At 47.3% G+C, this 24,259-nt stretch carries 24 protein-coding genes and 5 pseudogenes; 22 read left to right on the top strand and 7 right to left on the bottom strand.

Annotation, left to right across the window (positions count from 1 at the left end; genetic code table 11):
• Nucleotides 1–78: 78 nt before the first annotated feature.
• Together FC814_RS19405 and FC814_RS19400 are read left to right on the top strand one after the other, a co-directional pair.
• A pseudogene (locus FC814_RS19405) lies at nt 79–1,101 on the top strand (DUF3440 domain-containing protein); the annotation flags it as partial.
• Nucleotides 1,086–1,550, top strand: a pseudogene (locus FC814_RS19400) (IbrB-like domain-containing protein); the annotation flags it as partial. The pseudogenes FC814_RS19405 and FC814_RS19400, both read left to right, overlap by 16 nt.
• Here the strand turns inward: FC814_RS19400 and yagA are convergent.
• Nucleotides 1,549–2,598, bottom strand: a pseudogene (yagA, locus tag FC814_RS19395) (protein YagA); the annotation flags it as partial. The pseudogenes FC814_RS19400 and yagA sit on opposite strands and share 2 nt — an antisense overlap.
• A 353-nt stretch (nt 2,599–2,951) precedes the next feature.
• Between yagA and FC814_RS19385 the strand changes: the two are divergent.
• The 3 genes and pseudogenes from FC814_RS19385 (at nt 2,952) to FC814_RS23295 (ending at nt 4,370) form a co-directional block, all read left to right on the top strand.
• Nucleotides 2,952–3,554 (top strand): ProQ/FINO family protein, encoded by a 603-nt coding sequence (locus FC814_RS19385; protein ID WP_000517689.1) that lies wholly within the window; start codon nt 2,952–2,954, stop codon nt 3,552–3,554.
• Nucleotides 3,555–3,609: 55 nt separating this feature from the next.
• Nucleotides 3,610–4,104, top strand: coding sequence for a hypothetical protein (locus FC814_RS19380; RefSeq protein WP_023278058.1), 495 nt, complete (start codon nt 3,610–3,612; stop codon nt 4,102–4,104).
• Nucleotides 4,104–4,370, top strand: a pseudogene (locus FC814_RS23295) (hypothetical protein). Before FC814_RS19380 ends, FC814_RS23295 begins: the two are co-directional and overlap by 1 nt.
• Nucleotides 4,371–4,846: 476 nt before the next feature.
• On the opposite strand, the gene FC814_RS19365 reads toward FC814_RS23295, so the two are convergent.
• From FC814_RS19365 to repA, 6 genes are all read right to left on the bottom strand, one after another.
• A complete protein-coding gene (locus FC814_RS19365) occupies nt 4,847–5,296 on the bottom strand; it encodes a hypothetical protein (RefSeq protein ID WP_001236003.1) in 450 nt (149 codons plus the stop codon).
• Nucleotides 5,297–5,436: 140 nt separating this feature from the next.
• Nucleotides 5,437–6,285, bottom strand: coding sequence for a 3'-5' exonuclease (locus FC814_RS19360; RefSeq protein ID WP_001057996.1), 849 nt, complete (start codon nt 6,283–6,285; stop codon nt 5,437–5,439).
• Nucleotides 6,286–6,324: 39 nt separating this feature from the next.
• Nucleotides 6,325–6,603 (bottom strand): type II toxin-antitoxin system toxin YacB, encoded by a 279-nt coding sequence (yacB, locus tag FC814_RS19355; protein WP_001384452.1) that lies wholly within the window; start codon nt 6,601–6,603, stop codon nt 6,325–6,327.
• The gene (yacA, locus tag FC814_RS19350; protein WP_000079928.1) at nt 6,603–6,872 is read right to left on the bottom strand and encodes a type II toxin-antitoxin system antitoxin YacA; all 270 of its coding nucleotides are present in this window, start codon (nt 6,870–6,872) and stop codon (nt 6,603–6,605) included. Before yacA ends, yacB begins: the two co-directional genes overlap by 1 nt.
• Before the next feature lie 54 nt (nt 6,873–6,926).
• Entirely contained in the window at nt 6,927–7,085 is a 159-nt protein-coding gene (locus tag FC814_RS22890; RefSeq protein ID WP_000841008.1) for a hypothetical protein, read from the bottom strand.
• Nucleotides 7,086–7,780: 695 nt separating this feature from the next.
• Complete coding sequence (gene repA, locus FC814_RS19335; RefSeq protein ID WP_000907873.1) at nt 7,781–8,812, bottom strand: plasmid replication initiator RepA; 1,032 nt, start codon at nt 8,810–8,812, stop codon at nt 7,781–7,783.
• A gap of 957 nt (nt 8,813–9,769) precedes the next feature.
• Between repA and FC814_RS23640 the strand changes: the two are divergent.
• The 17 genes and pseudogenes from FC814_RS23640 to FC814_RS19225 form a co-directional block, all read left to right on the top strand.
• Nucleotides 9,770–9,928, top strand: a pseudogene (locus FC814_RS23640) (ash family protein); the annotation flags it as partial.
• Nucleotides 9,929–9,965: 37 nt separating this feature from the next.
• On the top strand, nt 9,966–10,253 hold the full coding sequence (locus FC814_RS19315) for a conjugal transfer protein TraA (protein ID WP_000074849.1): 288 nt from the start codon (nt 9,966–9,968) through the stop codon (nt 10,251–10,253).
• 441 nt (nt 10,254–10,694) lie between these two features.
• The gene (locus FC814_RS19305; protein ID WP_001372168.1) at nt 10,695–11,228 is read left to right on the top strand and encodes a transcription termination/antitermination NusG family protein; all 534 of its coding nucleotides are present in this window, start codon (nt 10,695–10,697) and stop codon (nt 11,226–11,228) included.
• 253 nt (nt 11,229–11,481) lie between these two features.
• Nucleotides 11,482–12,165 (top strand): conjugal transfer protein TraC, encoded by a 684-nt coding sequence (locus tag FC814_RS19295; RefSeq protein ID WP_000213859.1) that lies wholly within the window; start codon nt 11,482–11,484, stop codon nt 12,163–12,165.
• Nucleotides 12,166–12,291: 126 nt separating this feature from the next.
• Entirely contained in the window at nt 12,292–12,711 is a 420-nt protein-coding gene (locus FC814_RS19290) for a PilI type IV pilus biogenesis protein (RefSeq protein ID WP_072115345.1), read from the top strand.
• Nucleotides 12,712–12,760: 49 nt separating this feature from the next.
• The gene (locus tag FC814_RS23635; protein ID WP_001330804.1) at nt 12,761–13,354 is read left to right on the top strand and encodes a hypothetical protein; all 594 of its coding nucleotides are present in this window, start codon (nt 12,761–12,763) and stop codon (nt 13,352–13,354) included.
• 328 nt (nt 13,355–13,682) lie between these two features.
• Nucleotides 13,683–14,750, top strand: coding sequence for a type IV pilus biogenesis lipoprotein PilL (gene pilL / locus FC814_RS19275; RefSeq protein WP_001360287.1), 1,068 nt, complete (start codon nt 13,683–13,685; stop codon nt 14,748–14,750).
• Nucleotides 14,750–15,187, top strand: coding sequence for a type IV pilus biogenesis protein PilM (gene pilM / locus FC814_RS19270; protein ID WP_000539807.1), 438 nt, complete (start codon nt 14,750–14,752; stop codon nt 15,185–15,187). The genes pilL and pilM overlap by 1 nt, the downstream gene beginning before the upstream one ends.
• Before the next feature lie 13 nt (nt 15,188–15,200).
• The gene (locus FC814_RS19265; RefSeq protein ID WP_000748143.1) at nt 15,201–16,883 is read left to right on the top strand and encodes a PilN family type IVB pilus formation outer membrane protein; all 1,683 of its coding nucleotides are present in this window, start codon (nt 15,201–15,203) and stop codon (nt 16,881–16,883) included.
• A complete protein-coding gene (gene pilO2 / locus FC814_RS19260) occupies nt 16,876–18,171 on the top strand; it encodes a type 4b pilus protein PilO2 (RefSeq protein ID WP_137326333.1) in 1,296 nt (431 codons plus the stop codon). The genes FC814_RS19265 and pilO2 overlap by 8 nt, the downstream gene beginning before the upstream one ends.
• Complete coding sequence (gene pilP / locus FC814_RS19255; RefSeq protein ID WP_001247337.1) at nt 18,158–18,610, top strand: type IV pilus biogenesis protein PilP; 453 nt, start codon at nt 18,158–18,160, stop codon at nt 18,608–18,610. The genes pilO2 and pilP overlap by 14 nt, the downstream gene beginning before the upstream one ends.
• Nucleotides 18,611–18,620: 10 nt before the next feature.
• Nucleotides 18,621–20,174, top strand: coding sequence for a GspE/PulE family protein (locus FC814_RS19250; RefSeq protein ID WP_000362206.1), 1,554 nt, complete (start codon nt 18,621–18,623; stop codon nt 20,172–20,174).
• 12 nt (nt 20,175–20,186) lie between these two features.
• On the top strand, nt 20,187–21,272 hold the full coding sequence (locus FC814_RS19245; protein ID WP_001208802.1) for a type II secretion system F family protein: 1,086 nt from the start codon (nt 20,187–20,189) through the stop codon (nt 21,270–21,272).
• Nucleotides 21,273–21,288: 16 nt separating this feature from the next.
• Nucleotides 21,289–21,903, top strand: a complete 615-nt coding sequence (locus FC814_RS19240) for a type 4 pilus major pilin (protein WP_000908226.1) — start codon at nt 21,289–21,291, stop codon at nt 21,901–21,903.
• A gap of 9 nt (nt 21,904–21,912) precedes the next feature.
• Nucleotides 21,913–22,473: a lytic transglycosylase domain-containing protein gene (locus tag FC814_RS19235; RefSeq protein WP_137326332.1), complete on the top strand. Its 561-nt coding sequence runs from the start codon at nt 21,913–21,915 to the stop codon at nt 22,471–22,473.
• On the top strand, nt 22,458–23,114 hold the full coding sequence (locus FC814_RS19230) for an A24 family peptidase (protein WP_001193549.1): 657 nt from the start codon (nt 22,458–22,460) through the stop codon (nt 23,112–23,114). Before FC814_RS19235 ends, FC814_RS19230 begins: the two co-directional genes overlap by 16 nt.
• Nucleotides 23,102–24,259 (top strand): shufflon system plasmid conjugative transfer pilus tip adhesin PilV (locus FC814_RS19225; protein ID WP_170967955.1); only part of this gene is annotated, 1,158 nt, incomplete at its 3' end. The genes FC814_RS19230 and FC814_RS19225, both read left to right, overlap by 13 nt.

The following is a 24,259-nucleotide window of genomic DNA, read 5'->3' as shown; positions in this document are numbered from 1 at the left end:
ACCATTTGATCATATGACAAGATGTGTATCCACCTTAACTTAATGATTTTTACCAAAATCATTAGGGGATTCATCAGAGCCCAGTATCAGTGCACCATTGAACATATTCTGAAAATGCGGGAAATGTACCGGGATGTGACGGACACCTTTTACTGGGTGGCGCTTCCCCTGACCACGGTAAATGGTGTTTCGCAGTTTCAGCCGGAGTGGATATGCTGGGAGCCAGGAGTGACCTGGGTTCGCCAGCCACCGGAATATGCCATTACGGATATGGCATATTTTCTCTTTTACCGGTATGCCATGACTTTTGAAGAATTTGTTCCGGCATTTTCTTCCTGGTTTGCCGGAAACCGGTGTGGAGTGGCAGTACTGACTGGTGTCAGGGCGGATGAATCCCTCAACCGCTTTATGGGACTGGTGTCTCAGCGCAAACTGAGATATGCCGATGATAAACCCTGGACCACGGCATCGCCGGAAGGGTTTTACTACACCATGTATCCGTTATATGACTGGAAAGCCCGTGATATCTGGATATATAACGCCAGAAGCCGTGCCATCTACAATCCCCTGTATGACCTGATGTACCGTGCCGGTGTGCCGTTACGCAACATGCGTGTCTGTGAGCCTTTTGGCCCGGAACAGCGTAAGGGACTGTGGCTTTATCATGTTCTGGAGCCGGAAACCTGGGCCAGGATGTGTGAGCGGGTGTCAGGCGCTGCCAGCGGGGCGCTTTATGCCAGTGAAAGCGGCGCCTATTTTGCACTGCGTAAGCGTATCACGAAGCCGTCTCATCATACCTGGCGAAGCTATGCGATGTTCCTGCTGGATGTGATGCCGGAAAGAACGGCAGAGCATTACCGTAACAAAATTGCTGTCTACCTGCGCTGGTATCAGACGCGGGGCTTCCCGGATGATATCCCGGATGAACAGGAGAATGACCTGGGGTGTCGGGATATCCCGTCCTGGCGACGTATCTGTAAGACTCTCATAAAGAATGATTTCTGGTGCCGGACGCTGTCCTTCAGCCCGAACAAACCCCGGCACTATGAACGTTATCTGCTGCGTATGAAGGAAAGGAGGAAGGAATGGGGGATTCTGTGACACCGGAGATGCTGGGCGACATGATTCGTCAGTACTTCAGTCAGGCACGAACTGAAGAAGAGACCATACAGGCCCTGAATCATCTGCGCAGGGTACTTCATGAAGTCAGTCCTTTTGCACAGGAGCCGGTGGACTGTGTGCTGTGGGTGAAAGCGGATGAGGTGGTGGCCAACGATTATAACCCCAATGTCATGGCGCCGGGTGAGAAGAAACTGTTGAAGCAGTCACTGGAGAAAGATGGTTTCACTCAACCAGTGGTGGTGTCAGAGGAGAAGAACCATTATCTGGTGGTGGACGGTTTTCATCGGCAGCTGCTGGGCAGGGAGGCAGATACAGGAAAACGTCTGAAGGGCTGGTTGCCAGTGACCTGTATTAATCCGGAAAGAAAGGGACAGGCTTCACGTATTGCTGCGACCATCCGACATAACCGGGCCAGGGGGAAACACCAGTACCTGGCTTTCTTTTAAGCCAGCTGGCCACATTCAGAAGAGCAGTGAGCGTGTTTCGTTCCAGTTTGCTGTCCACAGGCACCGGACATGTCAGTTGATAAAGAGCATGAGCATACCCTTCACTGCAGATGATTCTGCCATCGGCACTCCGGCAAAAAGCAAGAATAACCCAGTAAGGGGGACGTATTCCGCCCTGCGCTTCACCATTAATACTGATCCCCCGCACAGGTCTGATGACCTGAATATTACCGTTCGCCCAGTGAATTTCCACAGCATCACGACAGATGTGCTGCGCCATAAAAATCTGAAAGAACATATGTTTTCTTCTGGCAGGCCAGTGTCGTTCTGAATTCTCCAGCGTTTCCATTAACCGCTCCTGAGACCTTTCAGACATTCCAGGCCGGAAATGGATAATTTCAGATAAGGATCTTCCCCGAATATACTCCTGCTGCAGTGTAACCTGCCGTATGGCATCAAGACACTCACGATAATTAGTCCGGATACGGGGATTAGCCAGGGAATCCAGTTTATTCAGCCCAGCATCGTCAATAAGAGACAGGAGTAAACGGGCAAGGCGCGGACGTTTCTTGCGAACGGAGGAGCTCTCACCATTATGGTAAGCAGAGCGGGCCTGCAGTCTGATAACAGAATTACTGTCATCAGGTGGTAAAAAGTTTCTGTAATTTATACGGGTGCTAACGGGATGCCGGCTTGCTCCGGAAGATGTTTCCTCTTCATTTCCGGATAACTGACGATACATGGGGCATTCAGGTGCATGCTCATGATTAAAACTGGACAGATAAAGAGTACCCGTATTGTTTTTAAGAGCAGCAAAATTCATGGCCGGCGAATCTCCCGGAATACAGTCACACTGTAACCATGCATCATACTCACGCATTTCCCGGAGAATATCATTGGCCAGGTTATGTAGTGCCATGGTTGCTGGCTTTTTCAGTCCACAGACCGTCTTTACTGCAGTCTCTTCCTCACTGCTAAGCTCCCGAATCACTTTGCCCCGGGGATTCTTCTTTACAAGTATCATTGGCATAATGAAAGCACTCCTTATGTACATGCTTAAACAGTAAGTAAAATATACAAAGAACACCCCATGAAACAAAGGCAGAGATGAACTGTGCGCCCCGATATCTTCTTCTGATATCCTTTCAAATGAATTGTTTTTATTTATATCATGACAACATTAAAGTGAGAGAATATATCAACCATGTTTCTGTCAGGGTTCAGTAGAATATCAATTCGACTGTCACGCCATAACTGTTACTACCTCGAGTATAAATATTCAGAGAACGGACTTATTAGCCATGAAAAATCACCTGATGGGAAATTTACTAATTTATGAATTGTGATATTATTAAAGAGTAAAACCAGCCAGCCGAGGTATTTATGGGAAAAAATCAGGAAGAAAGGAAAACTCCCGTCATTGTGGTGAAAAAACGTCGTACTTTTTCGCTACCGTCCTTATCCGAAAAAACAGATATTATCGCACCTGTATTTACTGAACAGACGGCAGAATCAGCCCCCGCCGGAATAAATTCATCTGCCGTCGAAACACATATCCCCGAAGCGCCAGCCAGGAAGAAGAAAAAGAAAAGACACCGTTTTCCACGTCCCTCCCACTGGACCCGTGAGTATACTCACGAGTGCGTGGAAAAAATAAAGGCCCTGTTTCCTCATCTTCGTGCTGAAGGTGGTGGATTTATTCCCCTGAAAATTGGCATAAACAATGATATTTCGGCATTTCTGGCAGAACACCCGGAGACAGAACTGACCATGGACGAATGGCTCTGTGCAGTGTCCTGCATCACATCCCGCCGCGTATATCTGCAGCGGACAGCTGTCGCCGGCGTCCCACGTTATGGCCTGGATGGTCACCCCAAAGGGCAGGTCTCAGACTCTGAAGCACAGAGTGCCGGTCGCAGACTGGCGACATTAGAACAAAAGTGGCTCAGGATGCAGGCACAGCAGGAGAATATTTCTGGGCAATAAACACTCCTGATAACAGGTGGACATTACGTATCAGAAAAAATGGGAAGAGAATGTTATGTGTGATTCAGAAGCGGAGAAGATTTTATTCATCCTGAATAAACATGAACGGGCATACAGACGCCTGATCCCCGTATATATTTTTTTAGCTATAGTATTATGGATTTTACCTATTCTCCTGATTGTATACCTGTATTTCTGTATAGTTGACAATGAGTTTCTCAGAATCGGTTTCTGTATTGCATGGACAGCATACTACTTTCTTTCGCTTTTCAAGTATTTTGTACAATACTTCTTTCCTCTCGATCGTGAAGATTTGCTTAAACTGATGGATCTCGCCAAAGATTCTCCTGATGCGAAACAGGAGCTTCTTGAGCGTCTTTTGTCCGGAAAAAGAATGACCGGGCGGGATGAAATGGATATCAAGCGCATTCTAAAAACAAAGGAAGCACTTGATAACATCAGGAATTTTATTGATAAACAGCAGTTAACGAATAGTGATACTCCGAAGAAAAGCACGGTCCCAAATGAAGATAAAAAAGGCATAAGATGATGATCACAGGAAATGGAATAAACACTGTAACTGTCAATGGAAAAGTGAAACACATCACAGAACTGGATGATATAACACTTTGTTTAGAGTGGACAAAACTACGAGAGGAAAACAATCGTCTTTATGAAATTAATAACTAGGCAAACAGAGGATGGCGTGGTTTCATCCTAAGATTGATAGGGGTTAACCTGCCAGATAAAAGGACTGAGTTTACACAACGTCTCTTATTGACGCGCAAAATTTCGGGTTCGGTCATGAAAAAGTAACAAAACCGCGCAACAGACATAAATATGACAGTAGCCATGAAAAAGCAGAGAGAGACAGGGTGATACAGAAAAGTAACTATTTTTTAGCTATAGTATTATTGGTTTTACCTATTTTTGTGATTTTATTTCTGTATATTTGACAATGAGTCTCTCAGAATCGGTTTCTCGAAGTGACGAGCGATCAGAATGGAGACAAATAAATTCGGGAAACGAACCTTCACGGTAAGTTTTGTCACATTTATCATCCCTAAACATGAGAATTATCACCAAAACTAACCACCCAACCAACAGCAGCGCCGGGAGCAGCATTATAAAATCATGTACAGAGTTGCGTGACGACATGATAAGTTCTCATTCTCAATATGTTCTTTACCAGATTATACCAGTGATACTTTAACGCACCATCATTAATGCTAATGTATGCATACATTAGCATTAATGATGAAGGAGAAGAACAACAATGGCAGTCAACCCACTTATTTTTTGGATTTCTTAATTTTCGTCTGATAAAGCCGCTTTACCCGTTCAATTTCTGCCAGCGTTGCGGACCAGTGTAGTTCGGCGGCATGACGATATCTGGCAGCCATTTTTTCCACCATCTCCGGATTGCTGTCCGCGCTGCGGTGCTGACGCCCCTTCTCCCCAAAAACTTCAACAACCAGCCACTGGCTTCCGGTTCTGCCGAACAATGCCTTGCACAAACGTCTCACAGTCAGCGGGGTTAAATCTGGATCGGGATCGTAGGCAATGGTAGCAAAAATAAAGCGCAGCATTTCTGATGTCTTGTAACGCTTTACGCTGGCAGCCAGGCGTGAGGCACGTTGCGGTGCTTCCCAGCGGTCGTTACTGTAATTAGCCACTTCAGCCAGATAATCCTTTTCAAGTTTTTCAGCCGTGTAGCACCTGCCGCCTAAAAAAAGCCGCATGGCCTCCCTGGTTTTGTCTCTCACATATCATCCCTCATTAATGCTAATGTACACATACATTAGCATTAACATGCTGACAGCAACAAGCGGCGGATTTACGTCTGGATAACGTAAATGATTGCGGTATACAGGCCAGGCGGTCAGATTTTCAGCCGTGCCTGTTCCTGCAGCAGTTCCAGATGATATGCAGCAATAGCGTTTACCACCCCTGCCGTCATCCGTGCGTCGGCGATCGCTGAGTGTGCCTGCCCTTCCCAGGTCAGTCCGGCCTGGCTGGCAGCACAGGCCAGTGAAATCGTGCCATAGCGGTTGGTGGCCCCATAATATCCTGCAGCCAGCTCCATCGCACAATATACCGTCAGTTCTTCCAGCCAGTCAGCCGGATCGCTATGTGCGGCAGCAGTCTGTTTCAGAATGCGGATGTCGAACCGGGCATTAAAGATAATTACTGGTCGGTCCCCGATTGCATGACGCAGTTGCCGCGCCACATCTGTCCATGATGGTGCGCCGCAGAGAGCCTGCTCGCTGATACCATGCACAGCGGCGGCCTGCGCCCCGATGGCGACCGTGGGCTTCAGCCTGGTTTCAAATACCACCTGACCGGCCGCATCGGTCAGGCCGATTTCCAGGGCTTCCGCGGTATTATCCAGTCCTGTCGTTTCAGTATCCAGAAAGAGCGGTGCCAGACTCAGCCAGTCATATGCCTGCCGTGCCATCCGGCCACTGGTGCTGTTAAGTCTGGATAAAACGGAAAGTCGCTGGCCAGCCAGCTGTTGTTTACTCGTCAGAGGGCGTTTCTCACGCATCGGAACACAGTCTGCAATTCGGTATACAGCGAACCTGCCACCATAAGTGTTTTTATACCACTTAACCGGCTCAGCACCGGGGGCTGGTTTCATTCTGAATTCATCGCGCAAACGTCCTTTCGAGAAACACCTGTCTTCGGCAATCGCCTGCGCACGTCTGGTGGCCAGCTCATCATTATTCATGGTTATTGCATCTCCTTTCCTTATATCCGGACAGCCCCTCTATGGCCACTTCTGTGCAGTATGCAACACGCGCAGGATATACACTTTTCCCCACTGGCTGTCGACCTCATAAACCAGAACAAAATGCGGGTGAATAACCAGTTCCCGGGTACCTTCCACACGACCGTTGCGGCCTTTATACGGCTGCCCGGCCAGGCTGCTGGCTGAATAACCAATCCGTTCGTCCAGTTCAATGGCAGCCATCAGGTTCTGCTCCGCAATGTACTCACGAATGCGCTTCCTGTCCTGGCTGGCCAGCATGGTCCAGAATATCTCCATCATTTACCGGCAACCTTCCTGCTCATTTCATCCCGCCATGCTGCAGCAGAGGATTCGACCATGTCATGGGGAAGCACATCGCCGTGCTCGAGTTGCTGACGTCCTGCCGCAACCTGGTCACGGAACCAGGTATTATGCTGCCGTTCAACGGTCTGGCGCATAAAATCCCGGATTAACTGAGAGCCATTACGGTCCATGCTTTTTGCAGCGGCCATAAAAGCATCCTTCAGTTCAGCGTCGATTCTTAAACTCATATTAACCTGTGCCATTTATCACCTCGTCATTACTACGTATATACACAGTATATAACGATTCAGATATCGTCACCAGGATATGCCGCGCCAGCGGCATGGAAGGCGGCACGCTGTGGTTACATGTGATACCGGAGTAAAACCGCCGAAGCCCGGCGTCAGCCGGTACTGATTGATAGATTTCACCTTACCCATCCCCAGCCCTGCTAAGCCATACCCGCTTTCAGCCATGAGAGAGTTTCTGTACGCGGTCGGAGTGGTCCCGACGAGGGTTTACCCGAAGTCGGGGCGTATCTCCGCGTTAGCGGGCCGTCAGGGCCGCTTACGAGCGTGTACTGAGAACATCCAGCCAGAAGACTGACAGCGATGATAATGTAGTTACAACATTCATAATTAAAAGCGATGTTGTTCCCGCCCTTTGGGCGGGGGCGGCCTCGCTTTTCAGTTATGAGGGGTGGGCACGGTGCTGCGTTTGTGTGGTGTTTTTATTCCTGATGTCTTTTTGTTGTGGTTTCAGAACGGTGAGGTTCGGGGCCCGCGCGTCAGCGTGGGAGGTGCTTTTAGATTCTGAGCGGCGCGGCCTTGGCCGCTGCAAGCGAAGGCCTCTTTGTATTTGTTCACAGTGGTCTCAGAGATAAAGATTTTCCCTGCGGCGAAGCAACGCAGGGGATTAAATAATGGGGTTAAGACTATATTGCAGGTTTGCTGTTTCAGGTTTGCAGCTTCTTAAAGTTCTTTGTTTGCGGATTTATGTGGATAACTGAAACAACGTGGCCATGTTCTGATGACTGATGCGTGGTTTTATGGGCAGATATGCCCCTCTGAGGGGATTTAAGGTGATTACTGCGGATTTTGGGCTGAGCGGAACCAGCGCCGAAAGCCCCGGAGGGGCTGGTGATGATTCAGTGCTGAGGGAATGGTGCTGTCTAGTGCGGTGGCGGGGCAGCCAGCGTCAGTTCAAGCTGACGCAACTCCCTGATGGCCATTCGCTTCAGATGGTCATCGGAACAAAAATAGGCTTCATCCGGAGGCAGACGCTTCCTGAGATACTCTGCCATCTCATGAATCTGCTGGTCGGCAGGCAGTTTCTTCAGGCGTCTGGCGCGCTTACTGGCTGCTGCTTTCGCACGACGGTGTTTCAGCGCATCCTGACTGCGCTGCAGATACCAGCGTTTTCTGGCCGCATGTACGGAGATATCTTCATCCTCACGCAGAACACCTTCCCGAATGAGCTGCTGGCGGATTTCACTTTCACGCAGTCGTTTCTGCTGCTGTTCGTGAAGTTTTACCATGTCGACGCCCAGCATCTGCCAGCCTGCCGGTGTTATCCAGACGTAACGTGGCAGACGCTGGCGGGTTTCACGGTCCCACAGGGTTTCCTCTGAAACACCCAGCACACCAAAACGTACCTGTTCGGCCAGCAAACGGGAAAGGCGGGAGACCGTCACTTCCAGTTCCGGAATAACCTTCCCCTTGCTGTCTTTCGGGCTGATTTCTCTGGCCAGACGGGAAACACTCATGCCTACGGTATGTGTGCCCGCATCACTGAAGCTGACCAGAACCGGCCAGACGGCATCGAGGAGGCGTTGTTTTTCCGGACGGAAAGCATATTTGCGACCGGCATACGTTCGTTTCTGCACGTAAAAAGGATGCAGAGACATGTGCATGCGCAGGCTCTGCTCGCCGGTCACCGGGTCCTTTTTCACCAGACGGTTGTAGGCGTGCCCGAGCTGCCCGCTCAGCGCCTTATAGCGCTCAGGACGATACCAGGACGGATTTTCGCATTTGGGTTTGGTGGAGTGCTCACCACGACGACGCTTCGTGCGCTTCCTTTCCGGTTCAACCAGGAAAGTGGTCGCCCTTCCCGCTTCATAGTCTTCCCAGAAACGGATCTGCTCTTCGGGTGCTAACTGACTCCAGTGTACTGCGTTATATGGAGTATTCTTCAGACCTGCCACAAGCTGTCGCTTATGGCGGAGCGATTGTGCCGTGTATTTATACACTGCACAGGGTTGAATCTCTGGTACGGTTTCATTATACTTTACCCGTATTCTGTGAGGCCCCCACTATCTTTCGTCGTTCCGCCAAGTTCGTAAGAAAGATAGTGGGGGTTTTCCTTTTATGGCTTCCGGAACATCTTCAGTCTTCTGACTTACTGCCCGTACATGCCATCTCTCCTGAATGCCTTATGGCGCATTCTGCCGTCCGGCTTTCGCCGCTTTGCTCCACAGAGTGCCACCCTCTGCACAGCTAATAACAGCCGAAATATACCCGCTTTACGTTAATTTGAAAAGCATTACAACGATCTCTTCTCTTCCAGTGCCTCCTCACTGATACCTCTAATAAGTTAATCTTGACCTGCGTCAAAAAAATAAAATCTATTTTTAAAAGCAGATTTTTCTGCTTTAGATCTTTCTTTTGGATTAAAAGATCGACTTTTGTCCTACTCACGATCATTTATCTTACAACCGATCTACCTAACAGAATAATATTCTGTTTTAATGCAATTAAACGATCTAAATAACCTTTAAAAAATCATTTTGTAGATCATTCGATCGTAAATAGAATGATTCTTAGATGATAAAACCATTTGTTACACAACCCGCCAATTGTGTAACAACAGCCTCTACAAGAGCATATTTGTTCATATGTTCGTCAGAACTGCGGATTGTCTGGACGAGGGTCAGACACCGTTTCGTGCATATGGACCAGCATGTTCGAACGCCACAAAGCAGAAGCATCATGCCTGGATCGCTTCGGCGCGGAGCGTTAAGTTTTGACGCTTTTTTGTATGTTTTTTAAGCTGTTAGTTGACTCGGTGCGTTATACTAAGTACCCTTTACTGGTCACAGGCAAAACTGTGATCGGGCGTAGGAACCCGCGTAGTCATCGTCGGCGCAGAAGTTAATTTCTTCATTTGGCGTCGTTTTTTGCCATACCATAAAGACAGGAACTTGTATTTCTTGTCGTCATCTATGGTAGCTCAGGCGGGGCAGGCATTAGCCTGGCCGGTTTCCGATGACGCCGGTATTCCTACCCCCGTCTGGGCTATCACCAATGAGCGTAGGAACTCGGTGATAGCGTTTTTAGTTGTCATCGGAGACCTTTGCTATGTCACCTCAACTGATACAGAAACTCCCGGCCATCACTCTGTTGGAAGGCATGTTTCCCGAGCTATCAACAAACCAGCTTAAAGTCTGCGTTTTTTACGCAATGGGTGTTCCTTACGACGCCATTGCCCAGAACTGTCGGCTTTCTCCCGAAACGGTACGAACCTACCTGAAGCGAAGCCTGAAGAATTTAAATCTGGAAGGATATGATGCACTTCGCTCTGCTGTGCTGATGCGAACTTTCGTTTTCATGATTAGCAATACAGCTAAAGAAAACGAAAAAATGTGAACAGGTGTCCCCATTAAAGGGGACACTTTCATGGAAATTGCATTTTGCACTTTACAGGCGATCCCAAATTGATAAACATAAACACCAAGCACAAGTTACTTTAATAAAGCAAATCACTTCAGACGGTGTCCCAGTTATTTGTATCTGGCTCATGCCCGATATATGGCGACCTTACTCTGAACTGATGTGCTGATGTTTTATTTCGCGTATCACAATACTGTGCCACTGTATTGCTGATATTAGTGCTTAGCCGTTCTTTATCTGTGAGTTCGCCAAATCACCGATACAGAACGTACTAGAGTCTGCTGGTTATATGCCTGTCAGAACTGCAGTTTCTCCAGATACGGGCTGGATACTGCTTCAGACATATGATTTAGCATATTCGCCTGACATCGCAAAATCGTCCATCATGGATCGGTTTTGCGCGGAGCGTTGAACTTCGTGAATATAGAACACCTGAATAACCGGAACTGGTATCTTGCGCAATATAATACAGCCGGCAAAAACAGAGAATCTTTATTCTCATGGCTGAATGAGCAAAACGTCGTACCATGGACTCCATTAATAACAAGAAAGATAAGACGGGCAGACTCCAGGTGCTGTTACCGTGAAAGAATATTCGCTATTTTTCCAGGGTACTTTTTTATTCTGGCTAATTTTGACATTCAACCAGTATCGGCATTACGTCGCCATAGCGCCTTCATTGATTTCGTGAAGTTTGGCGGTGAAATAAAACCCGTCAATAAAGATATTGTTGATGGATTAATGAAGATTTACCCGGACCCTGTGCTAAATCCGGGAGCCAGGGAAGAGCTGAATGCGGCTTCCAGCATATGGCTGACAAAAGCACAATATCAGTATCTCCTCAGAATGGAAAATACTCTCCAGCCTGAGTCGAGGATATCCCTGCTCCTGGAACTGGTATCAAATGCCGAACATCACGGCTTTATGGAGCGCCTTGTAAACATCCCATAGCCAGTATTTCCCGGCCTTCGGGCCGGGCTTTTTTCAATTCAAGAGAATATTCTGGAGTGAAGCCTGCACGGAGCCATCCCCACCATGGACTCCCCCTGTCTTTTGATGGAACCGTGTATTTCTTAATGGCGAAAGAAATAAAAGGCTTCACCCCAGAGTATTGATTCGTTTTATCAAAGGCCGGCCCGTGCCATCACGTGTGGCGGAGAGAACGGATACCGGTCTTCTTTTCATCTCACAGTAGGACATTCGCATGACCACGACAGAACATCCCGTGCGCCAGTTGCTCTGGTGTGCACTGAATGCCCTGAAAACGGCACAGGAAAACCACAATATAACCAGTGAAACCGGATTACGGCATTACCTGCTTGAATGGCTTTCTGGTGCCAGCAGACATCCTGAGTTCCGTAGTCTCCCTGGCGAAATCATGGCGTTAAAAGCATTGACCGAAAAAGATCGCAATATTCCCATCATCGGAACGCTGAATACGCTCTTTCTCAGCTCTGCCACTGTCGGGGAATGTCCGTTGTTTCGTTTTCGGGCTGCACTGGGTAAATTACAGAAAGCAGGCTGGCGCACATATGTCTGCCCATGGCCTGAGAGGGTGTTCAATGAATCCATTGAACGGGCCTGTTCCGGGAAACGTCATCTGCTACAACTAAGTCGCACCGAAGAGTGTTTTCTACCGACAGGCGATATGAGGGCACCAGTTACGTTGCAGCTGATCACTCCACTACACCGCAAAACTATGCAGCTTCTGGAAACGGCAGAGTTAATATTCTCCGACGAAGGATTTCAGGTGGTGAGAGGATACGAACATCAATTCGGGATCGAACGCAGAGAAACCCTCTTTCACACCCTATTTATCGGGCTGCCCAGCTTGCCAGAAGATGTCTGGGGTGCAACACAGGAGCAGACGACTATCACATTACACTGAGGATGTGTAATCCCCGGCATACCCCGTTTCCAGTCTTCGCAGCCTGTACCGCCCTTCCTGCCGTTTCCGACATTCTTTCTGTCACTACTCGCTTGTGCCGTTTTTTCGCAACCGGTACGTGCAGTTATGACGGTACAGCTGCTTCTTTTCCCGTTCCGGAAGGAGTCTTTGATGCCACAGCAACATCCCGGACGACTGCAAATACTGGTCGTCGACGCACACTGCAAACGCAGGCTGTTTTCAACGAAAACACCGACAGACCCCGATGAGCTTGCCCGACGTTTCTGCACGCCGGATAACTGTCTCGTGGTGGTACTACGCGACAACCGCTTTCTGTTCCGACTGGAGCGTGCTCCCGGCAGCCACTGCCGCTGGCACAAGGGCAGCAGCTCCCGCCATCAGCATCTACAGGACTGGCTATTTAAAAGTAAAAACAACTGCAAATCATTTGAAACTAACACCAATTTACTGGATAAAAATGGTAAGCCTGTGGAAATAATGGTGTGTGATGATCAGGAACTGCATTTTTTTGTTCCAAAGAATTAAACAGTTAATCCTCCTTAGTCTGTTATTTTAGTCGCCTGCCTCAGCCAACATGAAAAATAATAACGCGCCATTATATCTCTGGTTGCTTTGGTGTACGCTTTGTCTGTACATCACTACCCCATGGCAATACTTACGTTATCCATACACTGACAACTTATCATTGCCTTATATGTTATATTTCTGTGTGGTGGTTGTGATTTGCATTTTCCCACTACTTTTCAGATGTGTACTTCTTATTGTAAGGTCTGCATCTAAATACGACTTCACATTCTTTGTGAAGAAGAAAAAGGGAAGCAAGAAATCAACTATACATCTTAGCCCCTATGCTGACACACGTTGCCCGAAGTCAATGAGGAAACACTGGGATGTATTGCTTTCTCTGATATCAAAAGCAATTAATAATGATGAAATCATTGTCATGCATTCACATCTCTTTACTCCAGCAAGAATAAATAAACTTATAAAGAGACTGGAATCTTATGATTTGAGTTTTTCAGTTATTACATACCCACGGAAAACAAGTCTGTACGAAAAATTATCAATTCCTTTTATATATCTCTTGTTTCAGTGGTCTTTCCCGCATTTGCATTCGGACGGAATGACAGTCGTCATTCGTCCTCTCCAGACCCACCACACCAATTAAAAAATACATTTAGATATAAAAAGAATGCTCATAAACAGGATTTTTATTTTCACAAAAAATCCCAAAACACTGGCTTAATTGGCTATCCACAACCTCACCTTTAAAATAACATGCAACATTAAAATTCAAAAGATAGAATAATGAAAATACTAATCAACAATATTAAAGACCCAAGCAGACTTCTGAATGCGACTAAAACGGGACATTCAGGAGTAATTCTCTCAATACCGGTATACATTACCCATCCAATTGCACATAAAATAATGAACCCTTACTTAAAGTCCGCATTAACTAACAAACACGTATATACGAACACGGAGTCTCCGTTATGAAAAAAAACTATCTGACACTTATACTGCCGTCATTATTGTCCGGCTGTGCCGGAATTTCCGGCGGCAATAACGTGGCACCATCAGATACGCCTGCTCTGGTTTTTGTTGACGGACAAATCAGTGAGAGTGCTGGCGTCCTGGCACTTACGCAACAACGACTTTCTCCACCTAAAATAACTCCGCCCCCGAGAGTCAGCGTGCCAGAGACAGTAAAAACAGCACAGCCAGTAAGCGAATCCCGACCGTTACCTTCACCAACAATAAGTCAGAATTTCTCCCGGTTAATCATTACAGGCAAGCCTGGTAGCACCCCTGTAACACTATCGCCGACGGCCCGTAACCGGACCGTCAGTCAGTGGATAAAAACATTACTACCGGAAGGATGGAAATTCAGACAAGAGAATGCAGCCACGCCCAAACTGAATACCAAACTGGTTTCATGGTCTGCCAATGATCAGTGGACCCGTTCTCTGAACCGGTTGCTGGAAGAACAACACCTCTGGGGCCATCTGGACTGGGATAATAAAACGTTGACCGTCACAACATCGGCTGCTGCACCGGCACAGGACACGGCAACCACTATCTCGCCAGCAGCCATGGTAACCACATCCACTTCCCCGGAGTCTTCAACGACAGCAAATAGCCAGAACAAACCACGAAACCCATTCAGGGGAAACAGCGTATCTCCGTCTACGCCCGCAGCAATCCCGACTCCGACCGGCTCTACAGTCAAGTCTATCCCACTCATGACCGGGACACCTGTCAAACCGGTATCTCAGGGTAAAGAGTGGCGTGCGCCGGCAGGCACTACATTAAGGGAAAACATTATTAAGTGGGCAGAAGAAACAAAATGCGAAAGCATGGCATCAACGCACTGGATGGTCATATGGCCACTTTCTGTAACCGATTACCGTCTTGATGCGCCTTTGATGTTCCGGGGATCATTTGAATCAGCCATGGAGCAGGTATTTGAGTTATATCGGACTGCGCAAAAACCTTTATACGCACAGGCTTCTCGCATGCAGTGCATCATTACAGTTTCTGATACAAGGGATGGTCGCTAATGGGATGGCTGGTCATGGCCGTCGGCCTGACCATTCTGATTATCACTGGTAGCTACCAGAATCAGAAGATGTCTGAAACCACAAACGCCCAGCAATATGCAAGTGCGTCTGTATGGGCAAGTCAGATACTAATGATTGCTAATAGAATCAATGATATCAGATACGTATCAGGCCAGCAGGACGGAGTAATTTCCTCAGATAAACTGGCTCTCCCTGTCACTCCGGACTCCCGAATTAAACATCAGTTACAACAGGGGCGTCTGTGGGTATGGATGCCTGAACAACCAGGACTTGTTGAAACTTTGCGTTCAAAAAGTCGTGGTTCTGCACTAATAGGGATCTTCCAAAACGGGCAACTCACCTGGCTATCAGGAACTGCAACCGGTCTGACACCCCCGGCAGGCATTACTGCTGGTTCTGTCGTCTACGTTAACTAATCTGGATATATTCATGAAAAAATCACACCAGCGTTCAATGAAGCTGGCGGTGCTCCCCTGCATGATCGCCGTCGCTCTTTCCATCTCCGGATGTACTTTCAGCGAAATCAACAAAATGCAGAAAAAAGCACAGGAAGACTCAGCACATGCACGGGAAAAGGTATCAGCCCTTTCGGCCCGTAAATCGCAGGCTCTTACCTGGCTCGATAATCAATGGATAAACCCTGTTCCGGTCGCTCAGGTATCAAGAGAGAAAAAACAAACAGCTCCAGCCTGCTACATCACGCAGGCAAGAAAAGGAGAGATCACTCTGCAGGAACTGGGGCAACGTATTACTGCCGTATGCGGCATCCCTGTGATCATCACGCCTGACGCAGCCAATTCAACTCTTGAAGGAGGCGCTACCCGCCAGATGACAGGAACACTACCAGCACCAGATGAAAATGGACGTCTACCGTTAAGCAGCCTGGGCAGCACAACAATGACTACCTCCACTCAGCCATTAACGCTGAATAACCTCATGTGGCAGGGAGATATCAATGGTCTTCTGGATCTGATGGCCAGCCGGAGTGGTCTGTACTGGCGCATGGATAATGGTCGGATTGTATTCTATCTGACTGAAACCAGAACGTATCCACTTCATATGCTGAACACCAAAACCAGCAGCAGTTCCAGTGTCAGCTCTGGCTCAACAAGCACAATGGGGGCAACAGGAGGCCAGGATAACTCAGCATCCGGTGATGCAACGTCCTCTCAGAGCACAACCGTTGGTCAGGAATACGATCTGTATGAAGATATCCGGAAAACTATTGAAGCAATGCTGACACCAGAAAAAGGCCGTTACTGGTTATCTGCATCGAGCTCAACGCTGACAGTCACTGATACTCCAGCTGTCCAGGAAGCCGTCGCACGATATGTAGACGAACAAAACAGTATTATGAACCGCCAGGTAGCCCTGAACGTACAGGTTCTGAGCGTCAGCAATACCAGAAACGAACAGTTCGGTCTGGACTGGAACCTTGTTTATAAATCGCTACATTCCGCCGGAGCAACGTTGAACAATGCAAGCGGAGATTTTACAGGCGCTACATCTGCAGGCGTATCAATTCTGGATACGGCAACAGGGAATGCCGCCAAATTCAGCGGTTCCAGCCTTCTGATTAAAGCACTGAGTGAACAAGGCGATGTCAGCGTTGTAACTTCACAAGAAAGCACTGTCACAAACCTGACGCCGGTACCTATCCAGATGGCAGATCAGACAGTTTACGTCGCCCAGTCAGCAACAACTACGACTACGGATGTAGGAGCAACAACAACATTAACACCGGGCATGATCACCACTGGATTCAATATGACCCTGCTGCCTTTAATTCAGAAAACAGGCAATCTCCAGTTGCAGATGAACTTTAATCTGTCTGATCCCCCAACTATCCGTAGCTTTACGTCAAAAGACGGAAACAGTTACATCGAAATGCCATATACCAAACTGCGTTCACTGAGCCAGAAGGTCAATCTGAAAGAAGGGCAATCACTTGTCGTTACTGGTTTCGATCAGAACAATACGACGACAAGTAAAGCCGGTACATTTACGCCAGCAAATCCATTATTTGGTGGTTCACAAACCGGGAAAAATGAACGCAGCACGCTTGTGATCATCATTACCCCGACTTTCCCGTCAGGAGGCAATAATGGCTGATGAAGATATCAACCCGGTAGTGCTTCTCGCAGATCCTAAAGTAAATCATCGCGTGTGGGCTGCCTGTCTTAAATGGACTCCTGTCGTAAAAAAACAGCGCGTCCCCTCACATCATAAACACAAGTCTCATGTAAAACCCAGACGGCTTACCTCCCTGAAAGTGACTGTAGGCAGCAGAAATTCCCGTGGAAAGATCAGCCGCCTTACCGGCACAGGAATACTGACTAGGCCAGAACGCAATCATTATTTTTCCCTGGCACTGGCTTTCTGCTCATGGGTCAGAAATGGATACGGTGTCTTCCGGTACAGCGATAAGGAGCTCTTATTCCTTGCTTCCATTAATGGCCAGCCTGCCGTTATGGCTGACTTATCAGGAAATGATGCCGATGTTGCCCAAAAGGTCAGCCTTTTTCTGGCGATGAACGAAGAGCCCCCCGAAAAATGGCAGGTTGTATCGTCTCTGGAACATCCTGATAACTGGGAAAGTATTATTACCCGGTTATCATCAGCAGACCTCCGCCGTTGCAAACTTACTGTCGGCAATCGCAGCAAATTCACACTGCCTGCCGTACTGTTTTTAGTAGCAACCGGCGCAGGCACAGTATTCTGGATGACTCAGCCAGAGCCTGATGTCGGACCGACCGCCGAGGAGATAGCTGCACGGGCAAGATTACAGTTTAAAAAGCCCGAACCACCACCGGAGCTCCCGCATCCATGGGCGTCACAACCTGTAATCAGTGATTTTCTGAAAGCCTGCGCGGACCTTCGAAAACCATCACCGGTCGCGCTAGAAGGCTGGAAACTTACCGGTGGAACATGTACTCCCGAGACATTCACACTGATTTACGAACGACAGCCAGGAGGAACTATTGAAGGCTTTCTGGCAAGAAGCAAAGAAATCTTTAATGTTATTCCTGACTTTAACCTTAAAGATGGTGCACGCCTGGCTTCTGTAACCCGGCTACTGCCTTCCCTGCCCCGCAGGGATGAGGCAGTCCCTGCCCCCTCAGAACAACTGATGCGGGTGTTCACGTGGTTTCAGAAAAAACAGTTAACGCCGGCCATTAATGAAATAGCCATACCGGAACCATTACCAGGTAACGATGGTGAACCTGCCCCTGTTCAGAAATGGAAAGAATATCAGTTCAGTTTATCAACGCCTGTAAATCCTGATGAGTTGTTCCCTTTATTTCAGGATACCGGCGTTCGTCTGAGCAATATCCATTTTGAATTAAACGGCGGTACTTTCAGTTATTCCTCAGAAGGTCATATTTATGCGTCCAGGTAAATCACTCATTATTCCATCCATATTTTTCTTCTCCGGTTTTTCATTTGCAACAACACAACCTCTTGTCACAATAGGAGAACTTGAAGCACAACAAAACCGGAATATTCTTTTACAGGCAAAAGTTCAGGGCGCACAGCTACAGAAACAACTCGAAGAATCAGATGTTAATCTGTCATCTGAAACTGTTTCAGGTTTCTCTGGTATGACTGCCTCTTTGCCATCAGTTTCAGAGCAGCCGACATCTAAAAACAGAAAGGAATTGCCCGTTATTATGGAAATAAACGGCAAAGATAAACGTCTTCATGCCGTTCTTCGCATGGCTGATGGACGTCAGACAAGCGTCACCACTGGTAGCCAGCTTCCGGGTACATCCGTCACGGTGAAGTCGATCTCATTGTCTGGCGTCACGTTAAGTGATGGCACCACCCTTACTTTCTGAGTGATGTGATATGGACAAATATAATTTGAAGGATGCTCTCCTTTTTATATCCCGGGGAGACACCCATGAAATTCTCATCGAAACAAATCAGCGAACAAGACCTGACGTACAGAGTAATCTCCAGGAACTGCTAAACTTATACCCTGACATCATCCCAAAAGTAGTCTCGCTGTCTGAGTTACAGGAAGCCGGTCAGGATGATGAAAATAAAGGTCCGAAAGAACGGATTATTCATCTGAAAGATCTTGCAGATGTCAGTGAAAGTGAGAAGAAAGTTCTCTCCTATTTTGAAACGGCCAGAAAACTTGGTGCTTCAGATATTCATTTTTTAATTTCAGAGTCTATTTTCAAAGTTCGCATGAGAATATTCGGTGAACTGCAAACTGTAGATGAAGATCAACCTGCGTTGGGTTATTCACTTTGCGCAACAGCCATTCTGTCAATGGCTGATGTGACTGAAACCAGTTTCTTCCCTCAAAGGGAACAGGATGCGCGCCTGTCCCCACAATTAATGCGAAAAATAGGAATATTTGGTGCACGATACAGTCACAGACCTACGGGAGATGGTCTGATTGCAGTTATGCGCCTGATACCCGATGACGGAGACAAAGTTCCCACGTTTAAGCAACTGGGCTTTATACCGGAGCAAATCCGGTTGCTGAACGTCATGCTGCGCCGCCCGGAAGGGAAAATAGTTCTGTCTGGTCCAACAGGTTCAGGTAAATCAACAACGTTACGCAGTGCCTGCCGTGTATATCTTGACGATAATCAGGGGCGACACCTGCTGACGATCGAAGATCCGCTGGAAGGACAGATTCTGGGGGCAACACAAACCCCGATTATCTGTGACAAATCCGACGAAGAGGCCGTCAAACTGGCATGGAGTCGTGCTATTTCATCGGCAATGCGACTTGACCCCGATGCCATCATGGAAGGGGAAATGCGCGATCTTGTCTCGATGATGTCAACAACCTACGCGGCTCAGACCGGTCACATCGTTCTGACGACATTACATACAAACTCAGCTCTGGGTATACCGGAGCGGATGATTACGATGGGTATGAATGCCGATCTTATTTGCGATGCGCAATTACTGATTGGGATGATCAGCCAGCGTCTTGTACCAACTCTGTGTCCCTCCTGCCGTATTCCATGGGAAAAGCGAGTACCTGAACTTAGCGAAGACGACCGCGCTTACCTTGAGCGGCACTGCAATAAAGATTCACTCTGCAGTACAGATAATATCTGGTTCCGAAATCCTCACGGATGCTCCGACTGTAATCACGACGTAATTATTAACGGCAGAAAGCGCGGTGAAATAGGTAAAGGCCTCACCGGCAGGACCGTAATTGCTGAAGTGATAGAACCTGATAATCGCTTATTTCAGATTCTGAAAACACGCGGCAAAGTTGCAGCACGTAAATACTGGCTTGAAAACATGCATGGCATCAGTCGTGTGGAGCATCTGCTTCGCCGTATCAATGAAGGCCTGGTGGACCCTCTTGAAGCCGACAGAATCATCCCTCTGGACGAAGACGAACGCCTCAGCATCGATGATGCCTAACAGGAGAACAACATGCGTGAAATGAATTTCAGTCAACGGCTGAGACGTTTCATTGTCAGAAAAACGTTCAGCGCCCCCTACAGGGTGCAGTTTTACGAAGCTCTGCGTTTTCTGCTGGAAAATAAACAGCCATTAAAGACCGCACTGGAACAGATGCGGGATGCCTGGACAGACTTTGGACGAAAATGGCATCCCTTTGCTGAACTGGCCACAGACTGTATTGAGTCTCTTCGTGAAAACAGTGGCGAAAACTCTCTGGAATATACTCTTGGTTTATGGGTTCCCCAGGAAGAGGCTGCAGTAATCAGTGCCGGAATAAGAAGTGGTTCCATTGTGGATGCATTACAATTTGCCACCACACTTACAGATGCCAAAAAGCAACTCCATCAGGCCATATGGCAAATGGCTATTTACCCGGTGGGGTTGTTAATCATGATGACGGGGACATTATATGTTCTTAATACAGAGCTAATACCTGTACTGAGCAAAATAAGCTCCCCTGATTCATGGAGTGGTGCTCTTGGTTTTCTCTATGGATTATCTTTGTTTGTCGATAATTACGGCGCTATATGTGCCGTTCTTTTTGCAGTGGTCACAGGTGTAATATCATGGTCTCTGAAAAACTGGAAAAGCCGCTCTTTGGCTGACAATATAATGCCATGGAGTATTTATAAGGATATACAGGGAGCAGCATTCCTCCTGAATATGGCTGCACTTCTGAAAGCCAAAATGACAACGCTCAACTCACTGAACGTTCTTCAGGACTTTGCATCACCATGGTTAAGCACACGCCTTGACAGCATTATTTACCGCGTACGCCAGGGGGATCACCTTGGGCTGGCTTTGCGTCAGTGCGGTTATCAGTTCCCATCCAGGGAAGCAGCCAACTTCCTGTCTTTATTACAGGGAGATGGCGCAACGGAGCTAATCGGCAATTATGGCCAACGGTGGCTTGTACAAACGCTGGAGCGAGTAAAAAAACGAGCAGCTGTTGTGCGTTTAATTATGCTGATATTTCTTGTCATGTCACTCCTGTTACTGGTCATGGCCGTTGTAGACATTCAGTCTATTGGCGACAACAGTATGGGTAATCTTTAAATAAAACGAGGTATTTATGTTAATCCAAAATATTGATGTTAACGCTCTGAAGAAAAATGAGAAAGAAACGTCTCATGACAAAGGCTGGGGTATTATGGAACAGGGTGCAATAGCACTTGTTGTAATTATCGTACTTGCCCTTGTTTTTGGTGGATTGTATATGTTGCGTTCACGAACCGGTGTGGCAAATGAAAGTTCGAACATACAGACAATCATCACAAGTACTCAGGGGCTGCTAAAAGGTAGCGATGGATATACGTTTACCAGTGGAGCCAAAATGACGGGTGCTCTCATTCAGATGGGTGGCGTACCCAAGACCATGACAGTGCGTGGTACTCCATCATCAGGTACAGCAACGCTCTATAACTCATGGGGCGGTGCCGTAACTGTTGCTCCGGCTTCAACATCAGGTTTCAACAATGGTTTTACCGTCACCTATGAAAAAGTCCCACAGGATGCCTGTATCCAGATTGCCACACAAATCAGTCGTACTGGTTTAACTAACGGTATTACCCTGAACAGTACGACTCACAATGATGGAAAAGTCACTACTGAAGAAGCCAGTGCGCAATGCACAGCTGATAATGGCAGCACCGGTACAAACAAACTAATCTTCACCATCAATGGCTAAGGAGTTTTAATGTCCGGGGGTAAAGTGCCCCTCAGACTTATTTCATTAATCCTGCTTTGTTCTCTTATTTATCCCGCCCGAGCTTCATACATCGCCCCCAAACAAAGCTGGACTAACAAGTGGGACAATTGCTTTGCCGCCGCCGGCGCGCGCTATCAAATTGAACCATTATTGTTGAAGGCCATTTCTGCCGGGGAATCTTCATTGAAGCCGGGCGCAATTAACATAAATAAGGACAGAAAAACAGGCAAAGCCAGTAGTACGGATTATGGGTTGATGCAAATAAACTCAACCCATATTCCAAAGCTTATAAAGATGGGCGTAATCAAAAAGTCTGAGGATTTAATTACCAAACCATGTCTTAATATCCATATAGGAAGCTGGATACTGGCAAGACATTTTCAGATATGTGGCGTCAGCTGGAATTGCCTTGGATCATACAATGCCGGATTCCGTAAGGACAGACATGAAACAAGAGAGCAATATGCTAATAAAGTATGGAGAATTTATCGTGACATGAAAGGGATATGCCTTCCCGGGCAGGGAGGCAGACAATGCAGACAATCGTAGGCATAAGTCTCTCCCCTGTTTATATCCTCCCATTGATGTTCATATTTTCCATTATTGGACGAACTCTGTTATTCAGAGTTCGTTATTTTTTATCTGATACAGAGCATCTCTGGTATAAGACACACACTGCAGTTCTGTCAGGAATATGGCTATATAGTATAGCTGTGGCATTAATTATTTTATCGCCATCCCAACTTCTCTACCGTATTCATGCTGTTCTTATTCTTTCGTTCATGCTGCAAATGGCAGTAACGGATGCACTAACAGGCCTCTTACCTGGTACATTCACCAGGCGTTTTTTAATCGCTGGAATATTATCACAAATCACAACTGATATATGGTGGCTCCGTGCAACAGAAATTGTCTCTGCCGCAATTGTCTTATTCTGTCTGCATAAACTGGTTAACCGCCATCGTCTTAATATTGGCACAGGAGACCTGTGGCTTATTGCAGGTATTACCGCATGGTCAGGGCTATATAACGCCATATGGAGTGTGTTGCTGGGCGCAGGAGGATTTGTCTTATGGCATTCAACATGGTGCATAAAAGGACATAAAGAAGGCCCACTGGGTCCATGGCTGTGTCTTGGCCATGTCCTTTTGCTACTGGATAATCTTTATCAACCACTATGGGTAATCTGATGAAAAAATATGACCGAGGCTGGGCATCGCTGGAAATTGGCGCGGCTTTATTGATTGTTATGATCATAGTTGCCTGGGGTGCAGGCATATGGCAGGACTATTTAAAAACCAAAGGTTGGCAGGCTGAAGCTCGTCTTGTCAGCAACTGGGCCAGTGCAGCCCGCTCTTATATAGGGAAAAACTACACAACTCTCCAGGCCAGTAGTACCACAACAACCCCTGCCGTTATCACGACAACCATGCTGAAAAATACCGGCTTTTTATCCAGCGGCTTTACTGAGACAAACAGCGAGGGGCAGCGGTTACAGGCATATGTAGTTCGAAACACCCAAAACCCGGAATTACTACAGGCAATGGTTGTATCCAGTGGTGGCACCCCTTATCCAGTGAAAGCACTTATCCAGATGGCTAAGGATATTACCACTGGTCTTGGTGGATATATCCAGGACGGCAAAACAGCCACAGGTGCATTACGTTCCTGGTCAGTAGCTTTAAGTAATTATGGTGCCAAAAGCGGTAACGGGCATATTGCCGTACTGTTATCGACAGATGAACTTAGTGGTGCAGCAGAGGACACTGATCGTCTTTACAGATTCCAGGTCAATGGTCGCCCTGACTTAAACAAAATGCACACGGCCATTGATATGGGATCAAATAACCTGAATAACGTTGGGGCAGTAAATGCCCAGACTGGTAATTTCAGCGGCAATGTGAATGGTGTAAATGGCACTTTCAGCGGTCAGGTAAAAGGCAATAGCGGAAACTTTGACGTAAATGTCACCGCTGGCGGTGATATCAGAAGTAATAATGGTTGGTTAATTACTCGTAACAGCAAAGGCTGGCTCAATGAAACTCATGGTGGCGGATTTTATATGTCCGATGGATCATGGGTTCGAAGTGTAAACAACAAGGGCATCTATACCGGCGGTCAGGTGAAAGGCGGTACTGTTCGTGCTGATGGTCGCCTTTATACTGGTGAATACTTACAACTGGAAAGAACTGCCGTTGCTGGCGCATCATGTTCGCCTAACGGCCTTGTAGGCCGCGATAATACAGGGGCAATACTTTCGTGCCAATCCGGTACGTGGAAGACTTCTGGTTCGCTCAATGGTTCTTACACAAACTTAGGTTCACATAGAGGTTCA

Source organism: Escherichia sp. MR (assembly GCF_005280595.1).
GTDB classification, from domain to species: domain Bacteria; phylum Pseudomonadota; class Gammaproteobacteria; order Enterobacterales; family Enterobacteriaceae; genus Escherichia; species Escherichia ruysiae.
The sequence above is the reverse complement of the archived record's forward strand: the minus strand, read 5'-3'. Positions and strand labels throughout refer to the sequence as shown.